The organism is Corynebacterium sp. HMSC074E01, assembly GCF_001808885.1.
In the GTDB taxonomy this organism is placed as follows: domain Bacteria; phylum Actinomycetota; class Actinomycetes; order Mycobacteriales; family Mycobacteriaceae; genus Corynebacterium.
The window spans coordinates 268,120-282,652 of record NZ_KV794854.1; the positions used below are offsets into that span (position 1 = coordinate 268,120).

12 protein-coding genes are annotated in these 14,533 nt (G+C 60.7%); 9 read left to right on the forward strand and 3 right to left on the reverse strand.

Translation table 11 applies throughout. The features are described 5' to 3' along the window. Positions 1–6 precede the first annotated feature (6 nt). From HMPREF2537_RS10700 to HMPREF2537_RS10710, 3 genes are read left to right on the forward strand one after another with little or no spacing between them, the layout of a single operon-like run. A complete protein-coding gene (locus tag HMPREF2537_RS10700) occupies positions 7–1,332 on the forward strand; it encodes a molybdopterin molybdotransferase MoeA (protein ID WP_246820312.1) in 1,326 nt (441 codons plus the stop codon). A 15-nt stretch (positions 1,333–1,347) separates the two neighbouring features. After that, positions 1,348–1,827 (forward strand): cyclic pyranopterin monophosphate synthase MoaC, encoded by a 480-nt coding sequence (moaC, locus tag HMPREF2537_RS10705; protein ID WP_070528782.1) that lies wholly within the window; start codon positions 1,348–1,350, stop codon positions 1,825–1,827. Continuing rightward, a complete protein-coding gene (locus HMPREF2537_RS10710) occupies positions 1,821–2,417 on the forward strand; it encodes a molybdenum cofactor guanylyltransferase (protein WP_070528786.1) in 597 nt (198 codons plus the stop codon). The genes moaC and HMPREF2537_RS10710 overlap by 7 nt, the downstream gene beginning before the upstream one ends. On the opposite strand, the gene HMPREF2537_RS10715 is transcribed toward HMPREF2537_RS10710, so the two are convergent. Further along, positions 2,401–2,898 carry a molybdopterin-binding protein gene (locus HMPREF2537_RS10715; protein WP_070528789.1) on the reverse strand — a complete coding sequence of 166 codons (498 nt, stop codon included), beginning with the start codon at positions 2,896–2,898 and terminating at the stop codon, positions 2,401–2,403. The genes HMPREF2537_RS10710 and HMPREF2537_RS10715 overlap by 17 nt on opposite strands. Positions 2,899–3,095: 197 nt before the next feature. On the opposite strand from HMPREF2537_RS10715, the gene HMPREF2537_RS10720 reads away from it, so the two are divergent. From HMPREF2537_RS10720 to narI, 5 genes are read left to right on the forward strand one after another with little or no spacing between them, the layout of a single operon-like run. Next, complete coding sequence (locus tag HMPREF2537_RS10720; protein ID WP_070528793.1) at positions 3,096–4,421, forward strand: nitrate/nitrite transporter; 1,326 nt, start codon at positions 3,096–3,098, stop codon at positions 4,419–4,421. 54 nt (positions 4,422–4,475) lie between these two features. Next, complete coding sequence (locus HMPREF2537_RS10725) at positions 4,476–8,225, forward strand: nitrate reductase subunit alpha (RefSeq protein WP_070528796.1); 3,750 nt, start codon at positions 4,476–4,478, stop codon at positions 8,223–8,225. Beyond that, a complete protein-coding gene (gene narH, locus HMPREF2537_RS10730) occupies positions 8,225–9,826 on the forward strand; it encodes a nitrate reductase subunit beta (RefSeq protein ID WP_070528803.1) in 1,602 nt (533 codons plus the stop codon). The genes HMPREF2537_RS10725 and narH overlap by 1 nt, the downstream gene beginning before the upstream one ends. 43 nt (positions 9,827–9,869) lie before the next feature. Then, entirely contained in the window at positions 9,870–10,730 is an 861-nt protein-coding gene (gene narJ / locus HMPREF2537_RS10735; RefSeq protein ID WP_070528806.1) for a nitrate reductase molybdenum cofactor assembly chaperone, read from the forward strand. 9 nt (positions 10,731–10,739) lie between these two features. Next, on the forward strand, positions 10,740–11,522 hold the full coding sequence (gene narI / locus HMPREF2537_RS10740; protein ID WP_070528812.1) for a respiratory nitrate reductase subunit gamma: 783 nt from the start codon (positions 10,740–10,742) through the stop codon (positions 11,520–11,522). 84 nt (positions 11,523–11,606) lie between these two features. Here the strand turns inward: narI and HMPREF2537_RS10745 are convergent, their stop codons facing one another. Together HMPREF2537_RS10745 and HMPREF2537_RS10750 are read right to left on the reverse strand one after the other, a co-directional pair. Next, positions 11,607–12,986, reverse strand: a complete 1,380-nt coding sequence (locus HMPREF2537_RS10745; protein ID WP_070528814.1) for a multicopper oxidase domain-containing protein — start codon at positions 12,984–12,986, stop codon at positions 11,607–11,609. Next, positions 12,967–14,166, reverse strand: coding sequence for a beta-carotene 15,15'-monooxygenase (locus tag HMPREF2537_RS10750; protein ID WP_070528817.1), 1,200 nt, complete (start codon positions 14,164–14,166; stop codon positions 12,967–12,969). Before HMPREF2537_RS10750 ends, HMPREF2537_RS10745 begins: the two co-directional genes overlap by 20 nt. A 94-nt stretch (positions 14,167–14,260) precedes the next feature. On the opposite strand from HMPREF2537_RS10750, the gene HMPREF2537_RS10755 reads away from it, so the two are divergent. After that, positions 14,261–14,521: a DUF2249 domain-containing protein gene (locus HMPREF2537_RS10755; protein ID WP_070528820.1), complete on the forward strand. Its 261-nt coding sequence runs from the start codon at positions 14,261–14,263 to the stop codon at positions 14,519–14,521. The last annotated feature ends 12 nt before the right edge of the window (positions 14,522–14,533 follow it).

Consider the following 14,533-nt stretch of genomic DNA (forward strand, 5'->3'; position numbering starts at 1 on the left):
ATTGACGTGCTGAATTCTTCTCATTCACCTGTTCCTTTTGCTTCCCCACATAGTGCTTCCGGCCCGGGCAACGCCCGCACCCTAGAGGAGCACTTCACCGCGGTGCTCGATCTTGTTCTCAGCTCATCCCCACTGCGTAGTCACGAGCGTGACGTCGATGCCTCCATCGTGGGGCTGGTGTTGGCACAGGATGTTTATGCGAAGTTCCCTCTGCCACCGTTTAGCAATTCCGCAATGGATGGTTTTCTCCTCCACGCCTCTAGCCTCGAGGGCGGTCCGGGCCCGTGGACGCTTCCGGTGGTTGGTGATGTCCCCGCCGGCAGTACTCCGCTCGAGCCTTCCCCAGGCCAGGCTGTGCGCATCATGACTGGTGGCCCAGTGCCTGAAGAGCACTCGGCTCTCTGTGTGGTGCCGGTCGAATTGACTACCACTGCGCCGGGCCCGCAGCCCGTGCCTCAACAGGTCACTATCACCGAGGCGCCACATCGCCGTCACATCCGGTCCCGTGGCGAGCACATAGCCCAAGGGGAGGTCATTGCGCGCGCTGGCGAGCTTGTCGACGCCGGAACGCTCGCCGCCCTACTCTCCGCTGGGGTGTCACGCGTCAGTGTGTATCTGCGCCCGCGCGTTGGGATTATTTCTACCGGGGCCGAGCTCAGCGGGCAGACGCACGATGATCTCACTGCATCAGCAGAGTCCGGTACACGCATACCTGACTCCAATGGTCCCATGCTCAGCGCACTCGCGTGCCAGGCCGGCGCGGAGGTCATCGACACGCTTCACAGCAGCGACGACGCGGCTGAGCTTGCTTCGAAGCTGGACGCTCTCGCTGAACGCTGTGATCTCATTGTCACGACCGGCGGGGTCTCAGCAGGAGCCTTTGATGTCGTGCATGAAACCCTAGGCCAGAACCAGGACGCCTGGTTCGGGCACGTGGCGCACAAGCCTGGTGCTCCCCAGGGGCAGGCCAAATGGAAGGACACACCGGTGCTGAGTTTGCCGGGCAATCCGGTAGCGGCGTTTATGTCTTTTCACCTTTATGTCAGTCAGGCGATCGCTGCATTGGCAGGGCATCCGCGCCCGGAGACACCCTGGCAGCGCCCACACGTGAACGCCACCATCGATGCGACGAAATTCCCGGCGGCTGCGCCGGCGAAAACCACGTTGATACCTGTGCACGTGGATTTCCGGGGCCCTGTACCCGTGGCCGCACCTTTTAGTCACCGCACAGTAGGCAGTCACCTCGTGGCCTCGTTGTCAGGCACGCACGGTTTCGCGGCAGTTCATGCTGGTGAAGAAGTACATAACAGCTTAACGATTTACCTGTTCTAGCAAGGAGAAATACCCATGAAGTTCACCCACCTCAACGAGTCCGGTTCGGCCTACATGGTCGATGTCACTGAGAAGCAGCCCACGGTGCGCTCTGCCACCGCACAGGGCGAAGTGGCTTGCTCCCCAGAGGTTCTTAGCGCGCTGCGCGATGGCACCGTCCCGAAGGGCGACGTCCTTGCGGTGGCGCGGGTAGCAGGCATTTCCGCGGCCAAGAAGGTTCCGGATCTCCTCCCCTTGGCCCACACCATCGGTGTGCATGGCTGTGAACTCAACATCTCCCTGGCCGAGGAGCACGTCTTTATCGAGGCCACCGTACGCACGGCCGACCGCACTGGTGTGGAAATGGAAGCCTTAACCGCGGTGAACGTGGCAGCACTATCCATCATTGACATGGTTAAGGGTGTCGATCGCTCCGCGTACATCCGCCGCTGTGGCATTACCGCCAAGTCCGGTGGGCGCTCGGGTGACTGGTCCCGCGAGTTGCCCGCATGTTAGCCAGAACTGCGCCCTATGCCACCATCATCGTCGCCGGTGGTCGTGGCAGCCGCATGGGCGGAGCGGACAAGGCCAGCCTGCGCGTCGGCGGGCAGCGCTTAGTCGACAGGCTGCACAGTTACCTGCCTTATGGCACGCCTAGCGTGGTGGTATCCCCACACTGGCTGGGCCTCCCGCAGGTCTGCGAATCACCGCTCTACGGCGGGCCCACCGCGGGCATCGCGGCTGGCTACCGCTTCCTCACAAGAGGCGACTCAGCTCAGCACTCTCAGCGCGAACTCGTTGCGGTTTTGGCCGTCGACGCGCCGGAGTCCCCAATAGCTATTCCGCACCTCATCGATGGACTCGGTGAGCATTCAGTTGCGGTTGCTGCCGCAGGAAACCAGATTCAACCACTATGCGCGGTGTGGCGTGTTGACGCTCTAGGCCGCGCATTGACGCGCCTGGGCCGTGTGCACAATCGCTCCGCACGCTCGCTTCTCCGCGCCGCGGACTCGGTAGCTGTCGTCCAGGTGGGTGAGGAGGTCCGCGACTACGATACCCCGCAGGAATTGCGGACTTATGAGCAAAGAATTAGTGGTTCGGTTTAGAGTCACCGCTACTGCAACTGCCGAAAATGTCCGGCACCAAAGGCAGCACCACACCAAGGGTGTCCTCCACCGCCCCACGGGAGGATGCACTATTGATGATGAGGTTTCCGCCGTGGTGGTCAAGGCCGATGATGCCCCGGCACAGTCCAGCCTTTGGCGAATTCTTCAGCCCCTCCATGAGCACTTGGGTCTCCACACCATGTAGGCGCACGCGCACGTAGCGCTCGCTAACCTCCGGAGTGACGTTTCCAACATGAGTGCCGGTTGCACCAATGATGATTACCACCTGTGCGCCTGACTCCAACGCGGCTCTTAATGCCTCATCGATTGCTTCAAAGTTTTCCGCCACCACCGTGGAGCTCACCACCGCGCAGCCGAATTCCTTGGCTAGCTCCTGTGCGCGAAAACCAGCGTTATTGGCTTTCTCCCCGCGGAGTACCCGGTCCGAGGCGACGATGATGGATGTCGTCCATGGCGTCATGTTTCTTCCTCCAGTGGTTAAGAATCGCAGAAGTTGAAATCCACACACAGCCGTCCCGTAGAAATCCGAGCGACAAAGAATTTCGCAACATTTTTGTGTCGTTATTTTCCACGAGATTCTTCTTGTTAAATGCCATATTAACGGAGATACTCGGGTACTTTGGCAGTTACAGGTTCACTTCGACCAAGAGAGGCATCATGTCAGCTCTCACCACCTCAGGAAAGGTCATCCAAGGCTGGGATCCAGAAGATCCCGCCCGCTGGGACTCTAAAATTGCCTGGCGCACTCTGTGGGTATCCACTTTCGTTCTGATCATCGGTTTTGCCACCTGGTACCTGGTGTCTGCCATCGCACCGATGCTCAACCAGATTGGTTTCGATCTCACCAAGCCACAGCTCTATTGGCTGACCTCCATCGCAGGCCTATCTTGCGGACTCTTCCGTCTACTATTCATGTTCCTGCCGGCAATGATCGGCACCCGAAAACTAGTCAGTCTCTCCTCGCTGCTCTTCATCATCCCCATGTTGGGCTGGTTCTTTGCAGTGCAGGACACCTCTACCCCGTACTGGTGGCTGCTCACCCTATCCTTCCTCTCCGGTATTGGCGGCGGCGTTTTCTCCGGATTCATGCCCTCCACTGGTTACTTCTTTCCCAAGCGCATGTCCGGCACCGCCCTGGGCATCCAGGCAGGAATCGGTAACTTCGGCATCTCCTTCATCCAGCTCGTGGCACCGTGGCTTATGGGATTCACCCTGCTGGGTATCGGCTTTGTCGCTCCGCAGCGCACCGACACCGGCGAGATCTTCGTCCACAACCCCGCCATCTTCCTCGTTCCCTGGGCACTCGTCGGCGCCGTCGTCGCGTGGATGGTTCTTAAGGACGTGCCGGTCAAAGCCAACTTCCGTCAGCAGATAGACATCTTCGGCAACAAGAATACCTGGATTCTCACCGTGGTTTATCTCATGACTTTCGGTGCTTTCTCCGGATTCGCCGCCCAGATGGCGCTCCTCATCAACCAGACTTTCGGCGCGGACTCCCAGTTCGCCGGTTCCTACGACAACCTCCCTAAGGGAGCAGCCTTTGCATTCCTCGGCCCACTCATTGGTGCGCTCGTACGCGCTCTCTGGGGCCCGCTGTGCGATAAGTTCGGCGGCGCGATCTGGACCTTCATTGGTTGTGCGGGAATGACCGTTTTCACGGCTGTCGCCGCACTCTTCCTGAATCCCTCCAGCCCGGATCAGTTCTGGTGGTTCTTGGGTTCAATGCTCATCATGTTCTTCTTCACCGGTCTGGGTAACGCCGGAACCTTTAAACAGATGCCTATGATCCTGCCGCCGCGCCAAGCTGGCGGTGTCATTGGCTGGACCGGCGCGATCGGCGCCTTCGGTCCTTTCGTCGTGGGCGTCCTGCTGTCCATGATGCCGGCCGCCGCGTTCTTCTGGGGTTGCGTGGTGTACTTCGCCATCACCACAGTCTTGGTGTGGGTCTACTACGCCCGCCCCAATGCCCCGTTCCCTGGCTAACCGCACCGGGGCTACAGACTCTCCCCGCGAAACTTATCTCAAGGAGACCACCACATGGCTTATTACGATGGGCCCAACAACGACAAACAAAACCCGCTGTTCAAGCTAGGCGCGCACCTCCGCAAGGGCGAAGCCAGCGACTCGGGCCAGCAACTCTTCCTCCGCGGTGGCCGTCAAGCTGATGTCTTCTACCGCAACCGCTGGGCCTTCGACAAGATGGTCCGCTCCACGCACGGTGTCAACTGCACCGGCTCGTGCTCGTGGAAGGTCTACGTCAAGGACGGAGTCATCACCTGGGAGTCCCAAGCTGTGGACTACCCCACTACCGGCGCTGACATGCCGGAGTACGAACCCCGCGGTTGCCCGCGCGGCGCTTCCTTCTCGTGGTACACCTATTCACCCACTCGCGTACGTTATCCCTACGCCCGCGGTGTCTTGGTGGACATGTTCCGTGAAGAAAAGGCTAAGCACGACGGGGATTCCGTCCTGGCGTGGAAGGCAATTCAGGAGGATCCTGAAAAGCGCCGCGCCTACGTCTCCCAGCGAGGAAAAGGCGGTCTCATCCGCATCTCCTACGAAGAAGCCATCGACATCGCGGCCGCCGCACACGTCTACACGCTGCGCAAGTACGGCCCGGACCGCATCTTCGGTTTCACCGTCATTCCCGCTATGTCCCAGGTCTCCTATGGTGCGGGAACTCGTTTCCTGCAAATGATCGGCGGCGTCGCGCTGTCCTTCTACGATTGGTACGCTGACCTCCCGCCAGCATCACCGCAGACTTTTGGTGACCAGACCGATGTGCCAGAGTCCGGAGATTGGTACAACTCTTCCTATCTCATGATGTGGGGCTCGAATATCCCGGTCACCCGCACCCCGGATGCTCACTTCATGGTCGAGGCCCGTTATAAGGGCACCAAGGTGGTCGTGGTCTCTCCCGATTTTGCGGATAACACCAAATTCGCCGACGAGTGGGCACGCATTGAACCCGGCACAGATGCTGCCCTCGCTTTTGCCATGGGGCATGTCATCCTCAAGACCTTCCACGTCGAGCGCCAAGAGCCTTATTTCCTCAGCTACATGCGCAAGTACACCGACGCGCCCTTCCTCATCACCCTCGATGAGCGCGAGGATGGCACCTACACCCCGGGCAAGTTCCTCACCGCTGCTGAGCTGGACACTGACCCCCTGGCGCAGTCCGCCAATGCTGAGTCCCGCACACTCGTGATGGAGGCCAACGGCCGCATCGTGGACCCGGGCGGCACGATGGCCGACCGCTGGGATATGGACTCCGCCAAGTGGAACCTCTCGCAGGACAACGTTGACTCAGTGATGTCTATCGCCGAGACCGACGAGTTTAGCACCGCCGAGGTTCTCTTCCCCCGCTTCGATCTCGACGCCGATGTGGAGGGAGAAACCGCCGATGGCGGTCATGGCCCCATTGGCGCGGGCATCGTCCACCGCGGAGTCCCCGTGCGTGACGTGAATGGCACGAAGGTGACCACCGTCTTCGACATCATGCTGGCCCACTACGGCGTTGAGCGCCCCGAGCTGAATCTCCCCGGCAGTTGGCCGAAGGACTTCTTCGACTCCAGCGAGGTAGGAACCCCAGCATGGCAAGAAGAGCTTACCGGTGTGCCGGCAGAGACCGCCATCCGAATCGGACGTGAGTTTGCCCAAAACGCTGCGGACTCCAAGGGTCGCTCCCAAATCATCATGGGAGCCGGTGTCAACCACTACTTCCACGCTGACACCATCTACCGCACGTTCCTGGCCCTGACCTCCATGTGCGGCACGCAGGGCGTCAACGGCGGCGGCTGGGCTCATTACGTGGGCCAGGAAAAACTGCGCCCCATCAACGGCTGGACCCAGTGGGCTATGGCGACAGACTGGCAGCGCCCGCCGCGCCACATGATCTCCACTGGTTTCTACTACTTCGCCACCGAGCAGTACCGGTACGACAACTCTCGTGCCTCGCATCTCGGTTCCCCCTTGGCCAGCCGCGGAAGCATCGGAGACAAGATGGTCTCCGACACCATGGCTGAATCGATGCGCCGCGGTTGGATGCCCGCCTATCCGCAGTTCAATAAGAACAACCTCATCATCGCGGAAGAGGCTAAGCAGGCAGGCAAGGACATCTCCGACTATGTCGTGGAGAAGCTCGGCACCGGCGAATTGGAGTTTTCCTACGATAACCCTTCGGCCGAGGAAAACTGGCCGCGCATCCTGCTCAACTGGCGCACGAACCTTCTGGGTTCCTCCGCCAAGGGAACGGAGTTCTTCCTGCGTCACCTGCTGGGCGTGGACTCCGACGCCAGTGCTGAGGAGCTCCGTGAAGAGGATCGTCCCAAGACCATCAAGTGGGTCGACGAAGCTCCTGAGGGCAAGCTCGACCTCATGATGACGACTGATTTCCGCAACACTTCGACCACGCTGGTCTCTGACATCATCATGCCGGCGGCTACCTGGTACGAGAAGCACGACATGTCTTCCACGGACATGCACCCCTACTTGCACTCCTTCAATGCCGCCATCAACCCGCCGTGGGAGGCGCGCACTGATTTCGAGGTCTTCAGGGACTTGGCGGCCTCGCTGTCAGATAAGGCGGTCAAGTGGCTGGGTACTCAGACCGATATCATCACGCAGCCTTCCCACCACGACTCCCCCGATGAGATGGGAATGCCGCGCGGTGTGGTGCCGGACGTCGACAAGCAGCACCTTATTCCGGGCAAGACCATGCCCAAGCTGCACGTTGTCGAGCGCGATTACACCAAGATCTACGAGAAGTGGACGCACCTTGGTCCCCTGCCGGCGAAGGCCGGAACCGGCGTGCATGGCACCAAGTTCGATGTGTCCAAGCAGGTCAAGGAATTGGAGCTTATCTGCGGCACCTCAGAGACCTCGCAGGGCCAACTGGTTGACCTCACCAAGGACACCAAGGTCATCGACGCCATCCTTCACCTTTCTGGTGTCTCCAACGGCGAGCTGGCCAAGCAGGGATTTGAGTTCCTCTCTTCACGCACGGGCAAGGACCTCACCCCGCTGGGCGCCTCGGACGAGGATGTGCGCATTACTTGGGACTCCATTAAGGAACGCCCGACTGAAGTCATCACGTCGCCGGAGTGGACCGCGGACAAGCGCGGGAAGCGCCGCTACACGGCGTTCAGCATCAACGTGGAGTTTGATAAACCCTGGCACACCGTGACGGGGCGCATGCAGTACTACGTGGACCACGACTGGTTCCTCGACTACGGCGAAGCCCTGCCGATTTTCCGCCCACCTCTCGACCACGTGCGCATGCACGGCGAGTTCGCCCCGGGCCAAACTCTGCAGAACGAGCGCGGTGAAGTCGAAGTCACGCTGCGGTACTTGACCACACACAACAAGTGGTCCATCCACTCGCAGTACTTTGACAACCTTCACGTGCTCTCCATTTCACGTGGTGGCCAGGTGGTGTGGATGTCCGATAAGGACGCCGCCAAGATTGGCGTGAGCGATAACGAGTGGGTGGAGGTCTATAACCGCAACGGTGTGGTCTCCGCGCGTGCGATTGTCTCTCACCGCATCCCGGAAGGCACCATGATCTGCAACCACGCCCAGGAGCGCACCGTTGGCACCCCGCTCAACGAGCACACTGGGCGCCGCGGCGGTACGCACAACTCGCTGACCCGTATTTCCATTAAGCCGGTGCACATTGCTGGTGGCTACGGCCAGCTGACCTACCACTTCAACTACATCGGCCCCACCGGCAATAACCGCGACGAAGTCACCCGCGTACGCCGTCGTTCACAGGAGGTTACGTACTAATGAAAGTCATGGCACAAATCTCCATGATCATGAACCTGGACAAGTGCATCGGCTGTCACACTTGTTCAGTGACCTGTAAGCAGGCCTGGACCAACCGCGAAGGCACTGAGTACATCTGGTTCAACAACGTAGAGACCCGCCCCGGCGTGGGCTACCCGCGCACCTGGGAGGACCAGGAGAAGTGGAAGGGCGGCTGGGAGCGCACATCCAGCGGCGGGCTCAAACCCAAGGCAGGCGGCCGCCTCAAGAAGCTTGCCACCCTCTTCCACAACCCCAACCTGCCCACCATCAAGGACTACTACGAACCCTGGTCCTACCAATATGAGGACCTCATGGGAGCCAAACCTGGGCAGAAGACCCAGCCCACCGCCAAGCCGGTCTCCCAAATCGATGGCCGCGAGATCAACAAGATTGAATGGTCCTCCAACTGGGACGATAACCTGGGCGGTTCGACGGAAACGCTGGACCAAGACCCCACGTTGCATGCGATGAACCTGCAGGTAAAGAAGGAGATCGAAGACTCCTTCATGTTCTACCTGCCGCGCATTTGCGAGCACTGCCTCAACCCCACCTGCGTCTCCTCATGCCCTTCAGGTGCCATGTATAAGCGCACTGAGGACGGCATCGTGCTCGTGGATCAGGATCGCTGCCGAGGCTGGCGCATGTGCGTCTCCGGCTGCCCTTATAAGAAGGTGTACTTCAACCACAAGACCGGCAAAGCGGAGAAATGTACGCTGTGCTACCCGCGCCTTGAGGTGGGCCAGCCCACCGTGTGCTCCGAGACTTGCGTCGGTCGCCTGCGCTACCTGGGCGTCATCCTTTATGACGCCGACCGCGTAGCAGAGGCTGCTGCCGTTGAGGACGAGAAGGACCTCTTCGAGGCACAGAAGTCCGTGATGCTCGACCCCCACGACCCTGAGGTGGTGCGCGCCGCGCAGGCCGAAGGTATCCCGCATTCTTGGATCGATGCCGCGCAGAACTCACCAATCTACGACCTCATCTTCACCTACGGTGTGGCCCTGCCTCTGCACCCAGAGTTCCGCACCCTCCCCATGGTCTGGTACATCCCGCCGCTGTCTCCCATCGTGGACCAAGTCAGCGCCACCGGCAATGACGGTGAAGACCACAAGATTCTCTTCAGTGCGTTGTCGAATATGCGCATCCCGCTGGAGTACCTCGCAGGCCTCTTCACTGCGGGCGATACCGTGCCGGTGGAAAAGTCCCTGCGCCGTCTCGTGGCCATGCGCTCCTATATGCGTGATATCAACCTCGGTAACGAACCGCAGGAGGAGATCGCTCAGGCCGTGGGCATGACAGGTAAGGACATGGAGGCTATGTATCGCCTGCTGTCCATCGCCAAGTATGACGATCGCTATGTGATCCCCACCGCCTCCCCGGAAACCCCGCGTGGCATTTCCGCTCTCGATCCTTTCGGCGGCGTCGATCCAGCGCGCCAGAGTGATGAGATCTTCCATGACCTGGGCATGGGAGCACCCGAGGCCTGCTCCACTGGAGCATCGGGGGAAGGCCAGCCGGTCTCCTTGTTGTCCTGGACAGGGGATCGCCCCGATTCCATGTTCCCGCCCAAGCGCGAGGATTAAAGGCCAGCGTCCACACCAGCATGTACAAGCTAGGAGAACGAGGATGAATATCTTTGAGAAGCTGGCGCAGCGCCGAGCCGCAGCCAAGCTCAGCGCTACCCACCGCAGCACTGCCTCACACGGCGGTCCAGCGGGCGCGCCGCTTGACGACGCCATCGCTGGTTACGGAACTCCGGCCGGCATCGGCAGCGCGGGCGGGGCGAAGGATCTCAAGCGAACCGCGCGCACCCACACCGGGCCGGTCCCGACGGACTTCGTGGATCCGGTGAGGATGAGCGAAGAGCAACGCCGTACTGTAGCGATGTCCGCGGCCGTGTTGCTCCACTACCCCAACGCGGACTACCTTGAGCGGCTTGCCGTGGTGGAGGAATCTACCGCCGGGCTGCCTGAGGAAGTGCGAACCTGCTTTTCGGAGTTTGCCGCGTGGGCCACAGAAGCCGGCCTACGAGCCATCGAAGAACACTACGTGGAGACTTTCGATCAGCGCCGCCGGTGTTCGCTCTACCTTTCCTACTATGCGGTAGGTGATACCCGCCAACGCGGCATGGCAATCCTGGCCTTCCGCCAACAACTAGAGTCGATGGGGCTTTTCCCCAACGACGACGAGCTAGCTGATCACCTCTGCGTGGTCCTCGAAGCTGTTGCCATGGCTGAGGGCGCTCATCACGCGCACGCCATCGAGATGCTGGCCAGCCACCGTCAGGGCCTCGAGGTGCTGCGCGCAGCATTGCTGGGTTTGGGTTCACCCTTTGCGTCGCTCATCACCGCGGTGTGCGCATCCCTGCCTGCCGTGGATCCCGACACCGCGCAAAAATACGTTGACCTTATCCGCACGGGCCCACCGGCAGAGATGGTGGGCATCGCTGATCTTCCATTTCCGACCACCCAACCCGACTACATTTAAGGACCACCCATGGACTATTTCACTAACTTCCTCTGGGGCGCATTCCCGTGGTTGGCTATCGCTGCCTTCGTTGTAGGCACGTTCTGGCGCTGGCGCACAGACCAGTTTGGCTGGACCACGCATTCCACCCAGATCTACGAGTCAAAGCTGCTCCGCCTTTCTTCCCCGCTGTTCCACTGGGGCATGGTCTTTGTGATCATCGGCCACCTCATGGGCCTCGCCATTCCCAAATCCTGGACGCGGGCGATGGGAATTAGCGATGCCGTCTACCACCTCATCGCCACCATCCCCGGTACTCTTGCGGCCATCGCCGTCGTGCTGGGCTTCATCGGCTTGCTCTACCGCCGCATAGTCAATCGCTCCGTTTTCCTGTCGACCTCAACCTCGGACAAGGTGATGTACCTCGTGCTTGGCCTAGCGATTGCCTCCGGCACTATCGCGACGGTAAGCACCCAGGTATTTGGTGGGCCTCATGGATACGACTACCGTGAGACCATCTCCCCGTGGCTGCGTGATTTGTTGGTGTTCAATCTCCACCCGGAAACCATGGCGGATGTGCCGTGGCAATTCAAGGTGCACGTGCTTTGTGGATTCACCATTATCGCAGTATGGCCATTTACCCGATTGGTGCATGCCTTCTCCGCCCCGGTGGGCTACGTCACCCGTCCGTACGTGGTCTACCGTTCTCGGGATAACCGCACCACTGATATGCGCGGTCACACCGCGTGGGAACCTGTACGCTCCCACCGCGCGCAGCTCGATGCCAGCGAGACTCCCTCGCACGGCGCCTAGTTAATGCTCAAGCGGCTTGGCACAGCCCTCTAAATGAGGGCCGCTGCCAAGCCGCTTTACTGTCTCCCTTCGGCTTGTAGCCGTTTACTCGACAATGAATTGTCCGTGCTGGCCCTTCTCCGCGTTCGTCATGAGGTGGTTGACAAAGGAGTAGGTCCCCGGCTCGTTGAAGGTCATCTCCACGAATCCGCCCTGGGCAGGTAGAAGGTCGAGCGCCTGGGATCCGGAATCCTTCGCGCCCTTAATCAGGTAAGCGCCTTCCTTGTACACGGTGTCGAATTGCTCGCCCACGACGTGGAAGCTCAACGGCAGATCCGGGCCGAGGTTAACCAGCCAGATGCGCACGGTATCGCCCACCTTCGCGCGCAGCGGGGCTAAGCCTTCGTCATATTGATTGGGATAGTAGTTAAAGGCCGTGAGGTCATAGTCGCCGTCGCTGACTCGCTGCGCATCCGCACCGTCAGCTTCCTTACCGGCGGAGGCCAGGAAGACCTCGCTCGCCGTCATGACGTACTCCGCATCGACGTCTGCCAGCGCATCCTCGCCGCGCGGATCGATGATCACCGCTCCTGCCATGCCGTTGGCAATGTGCAGACTCATCGGCATGGTTGAGCAGTGGTACATCCAGATACCCGCCCTGTGGGCCTCGAATTCATAGGTCAGCGATTCACCCGGCTGGATCGTCTTCATGTTCTTATCCGGGTTGACCTCACCGGCATGAAAATCCACCGAGTGCCCCATCGAGCCTTCGTTTTTGATGGTGATGCGGAACGTATCCCCTACCTTGCCGCGCAGAGTTGGTCCGGGCGCCTGCCCGTTGAAAAGCCAGCGAGTTTGGCGCACTCCTGGGGCGACTTCCATCTCTTCCTCAGTCATCACCCAGGTTTCCTCATGGAGGTCGCCTTCGGCGGGGGCAAGGGAGGCGTCGACGGCTTCGAAACCTTCGCGAGCTGCCATGCGCTCGGCAACCGAGGGCACCTTCGCCGGGGCACCAGCAGAGCCCGTGCTTTCCGATACCCCCGCATGATCATGCCCACTCGAAGCGGAGTCATCGACATTGACCATGAACGTCATGCCCTGCATCTTGTGGCCGGCGATCGTGCAATATCCTTCGATGGACTCCTCAATGACCCCGGCATCCAGCTGCACGGTCTCGCCCGGTTCTACCCGTCCGGTCTCCTCGCGTCCGATCTTCAGGTCATGTACCTGGTCACCGGTGTTGGTGAAGTTCACTACGAGGTGACTGCCCGCGGCCACGTCAATGGAGGACGGGACAAAGGCCATGCCGTCCACGGAGACGTCAACAGTCACGGCGTCGGCGGATGCCACCGTGGCTGGGTCCTGCTTGCCTGTGGCCGAGTTGAACACCGCCAGCCCAATGACGGCGAGAAGCGCCACGATGATAATGAGCCAGGATGCCCATTGCTTCTCAGAATGCTCCTGTTTAACGGGCGCGCTTGACATGAACTTCTCCTTGAGGTGACGAGACGGCCCACACCAGGGCCACAATATTGGCGATGAGGCCTAGCCCCATCATGATAAGCCCGGCGAAGGACACGCCAGCAATGCCAAGAAGGCTGAGCACGCCGCCGAGATTGATGAGCCCCACGCGCAGGAACCCTGCGAGGTGCCCACGTGCGGGACGTGCCGCCCCGGCCAGGATGGGCAGCATGTGGTGGAGCACCCCGGTCACGAGCTGCAGTAGGCCGGCACCAAGAAATGCCGGCATGAGCAGCAAGGTAACCGCACGCGGGTAGGCCCCTGCGACGGTAGCGGCGGCATCACCGGCGCAGAGCGCCACCATCCACACCAGGCCTGCCATCGCGGACACGCTTGCCGTCGTCTTTTCGCCGCCAAGAGCGCTGGCAAACACGGGCTGGATGATGAGCACGGCAGCGAGCACCGTGAGCAGCTGTGCCATGCCGGCGGCGCGGGTGAGCCCGGAGGCGTCGGCAAGCATGGCCGCCGCCAGGCCCACGCAATGCACTGCCAAAGCCCGGCTGCACCGCGCCCGGGCCACCGAGGAAAAGGGGGTCCGGGTAAACGTCGGCACAAGCGTGATGACCGTGCCCAGGATAGTAAGCAAGGCGAAGCCCCACACCATCCCGCGTGAGTGCGCTGCCACCAATAACGAGTAGTTTCCCACCCCGTGCGCAGCAAGGATGACCACGAGCACCGAGAGAACCATGAAACAGGCCGCAGCCAGATAAAAGGGCACGGTGACGGCGAAGGAACCAGACAATGACCCCCGGAGCTTGCCCCACAGCGCCCGCAGGTGCCACGCAACGGCAGCGATGACGAGAGCGGAGCCGATATCCGCAAGCACGCCCCAGTCGTAGCCTGCGCGATCAACGAGTAAAAGAACCAGCCCCACCTGAACCAGCCCCACCCGCGCGCCCACCCCGAGGAACCCTGTGGCCGGGGTGCGGGTCAGCGCCTCCGTGAAGTGGGTGCTGAATACGAGGATGGCGGTGGTCAGCGCCCCGAGGGTGAAAGGATGAATGAGGTCCCACCATACGACGGGCGCGCCCCAGATATTCGCCACGGTGATCCCCACGCCTGCCACAATCCAGAACGCGACGAGGCTGAAAGCAATGGTGTGCCAGCGCCGGCGAGAAGCCAGGGAGACATCACGCAGAGACATATCTGACATTTTTATTTGCACGGATATAATCGTAGTAAATTAGTTGCACGGGCAGCAACGCCCGCCGCCCTAGAACTCGAAAGGGATAACCCGAATGAACTTGCCGCTTGTTGACGCCTCCAAGGGCCACGACATCCCCACCCTCAACGCCTCCGAAATCCCTCACGCAGTGCGCCACGGTGCCATCCACGGAGCGCTGGGCACCCTCAACGTGGGCGAATCCATGATTCTCATTGCTCCCCACGACCCGCTTCCGCTGCTCAAGGAGGTGGACCAGCGGGAGGAGTCCTTCACGCGTGAGTACCTCAAGAAGGAACCAAAGGAAGTACATATTAAATTCACGCGAACCGCGTAGAGCTCCCGTAAG

Coding starts and splice junctions, on each gene's coding strand:
- moaC (WP_070528782.1), top strand. CDS start 1,348: ATGAAGTTCACCCACCTCAACGAGTCCGGTTCGGCCTACATGGTCGAT.
- HMPREF2537_RS10710 (WP_070528786.1), top strand. CDS start 1,821: ATGTTAGCCAGAACTGCGCCCTATGCCACCATCATCGTCGCCGGTGGT.
- HMPREF2537_RS10715 (WP_070528789.1), bottom strand. CDS start 2,898: ATGACGCCATGGACGACATCCATCATCGTCGCCTCGGACCGGGTACTC.
- HMPREF2537_RS10720 (WP_070528793.1), top strand. CDS start 3,096: ATGTCAGCTCTCACCACCTCAGGAAAGGTCATCCAAGGCTGGGATCCA.
- HMPREF2537_RS10725 (WP_070528796.1), top strand. CDS start 4,476: ATGGCTTATTACGATGGGCCCAACAACGACAAACAAAACCCGCTGTTC.
- narH (WP_070528803.1), top strand. CDS start 8,225: ATGAAAGTCATGGCACAAATCTCCATGATCATGAACCTGGACAAGTGC.
- narJ (WP_070528806.1), top strand. CDS start 9,870: ATGAATATCTTTGAGAAGCTGGCGCAGCGCCGAGCCGCAGCCAAGCTC.
- narI (WP_070528812.1), top strand. CDS start 10,740: ATGGACTATTTCACTAACTTCCTCTGGGGCGCATTCCCGTGGTTGGCT.
- HMPREF2537_RS10745 (WP_070528814.1), bottom strand. CDS start 12,986: ATGTCAAGCGCGCCCGTTAAACAGGAGCATTCTGAGAAGCAATGGGCA.
- HMPREF2537_RS10750 (WP_070528817.1), bottom strand. CDS start 14,166: ATGTCTCTGCGTGATGTCTCCCTGGCTTCTCGCCGGCGCTGGCACACC.
- HMPREF2537_RS10755 (WP_070528820.1), top strand. CDS start 14,261: ATGAACTTGCCGCTTGTTGACGCCTCCAAGGGCCACGACATCCCCACC.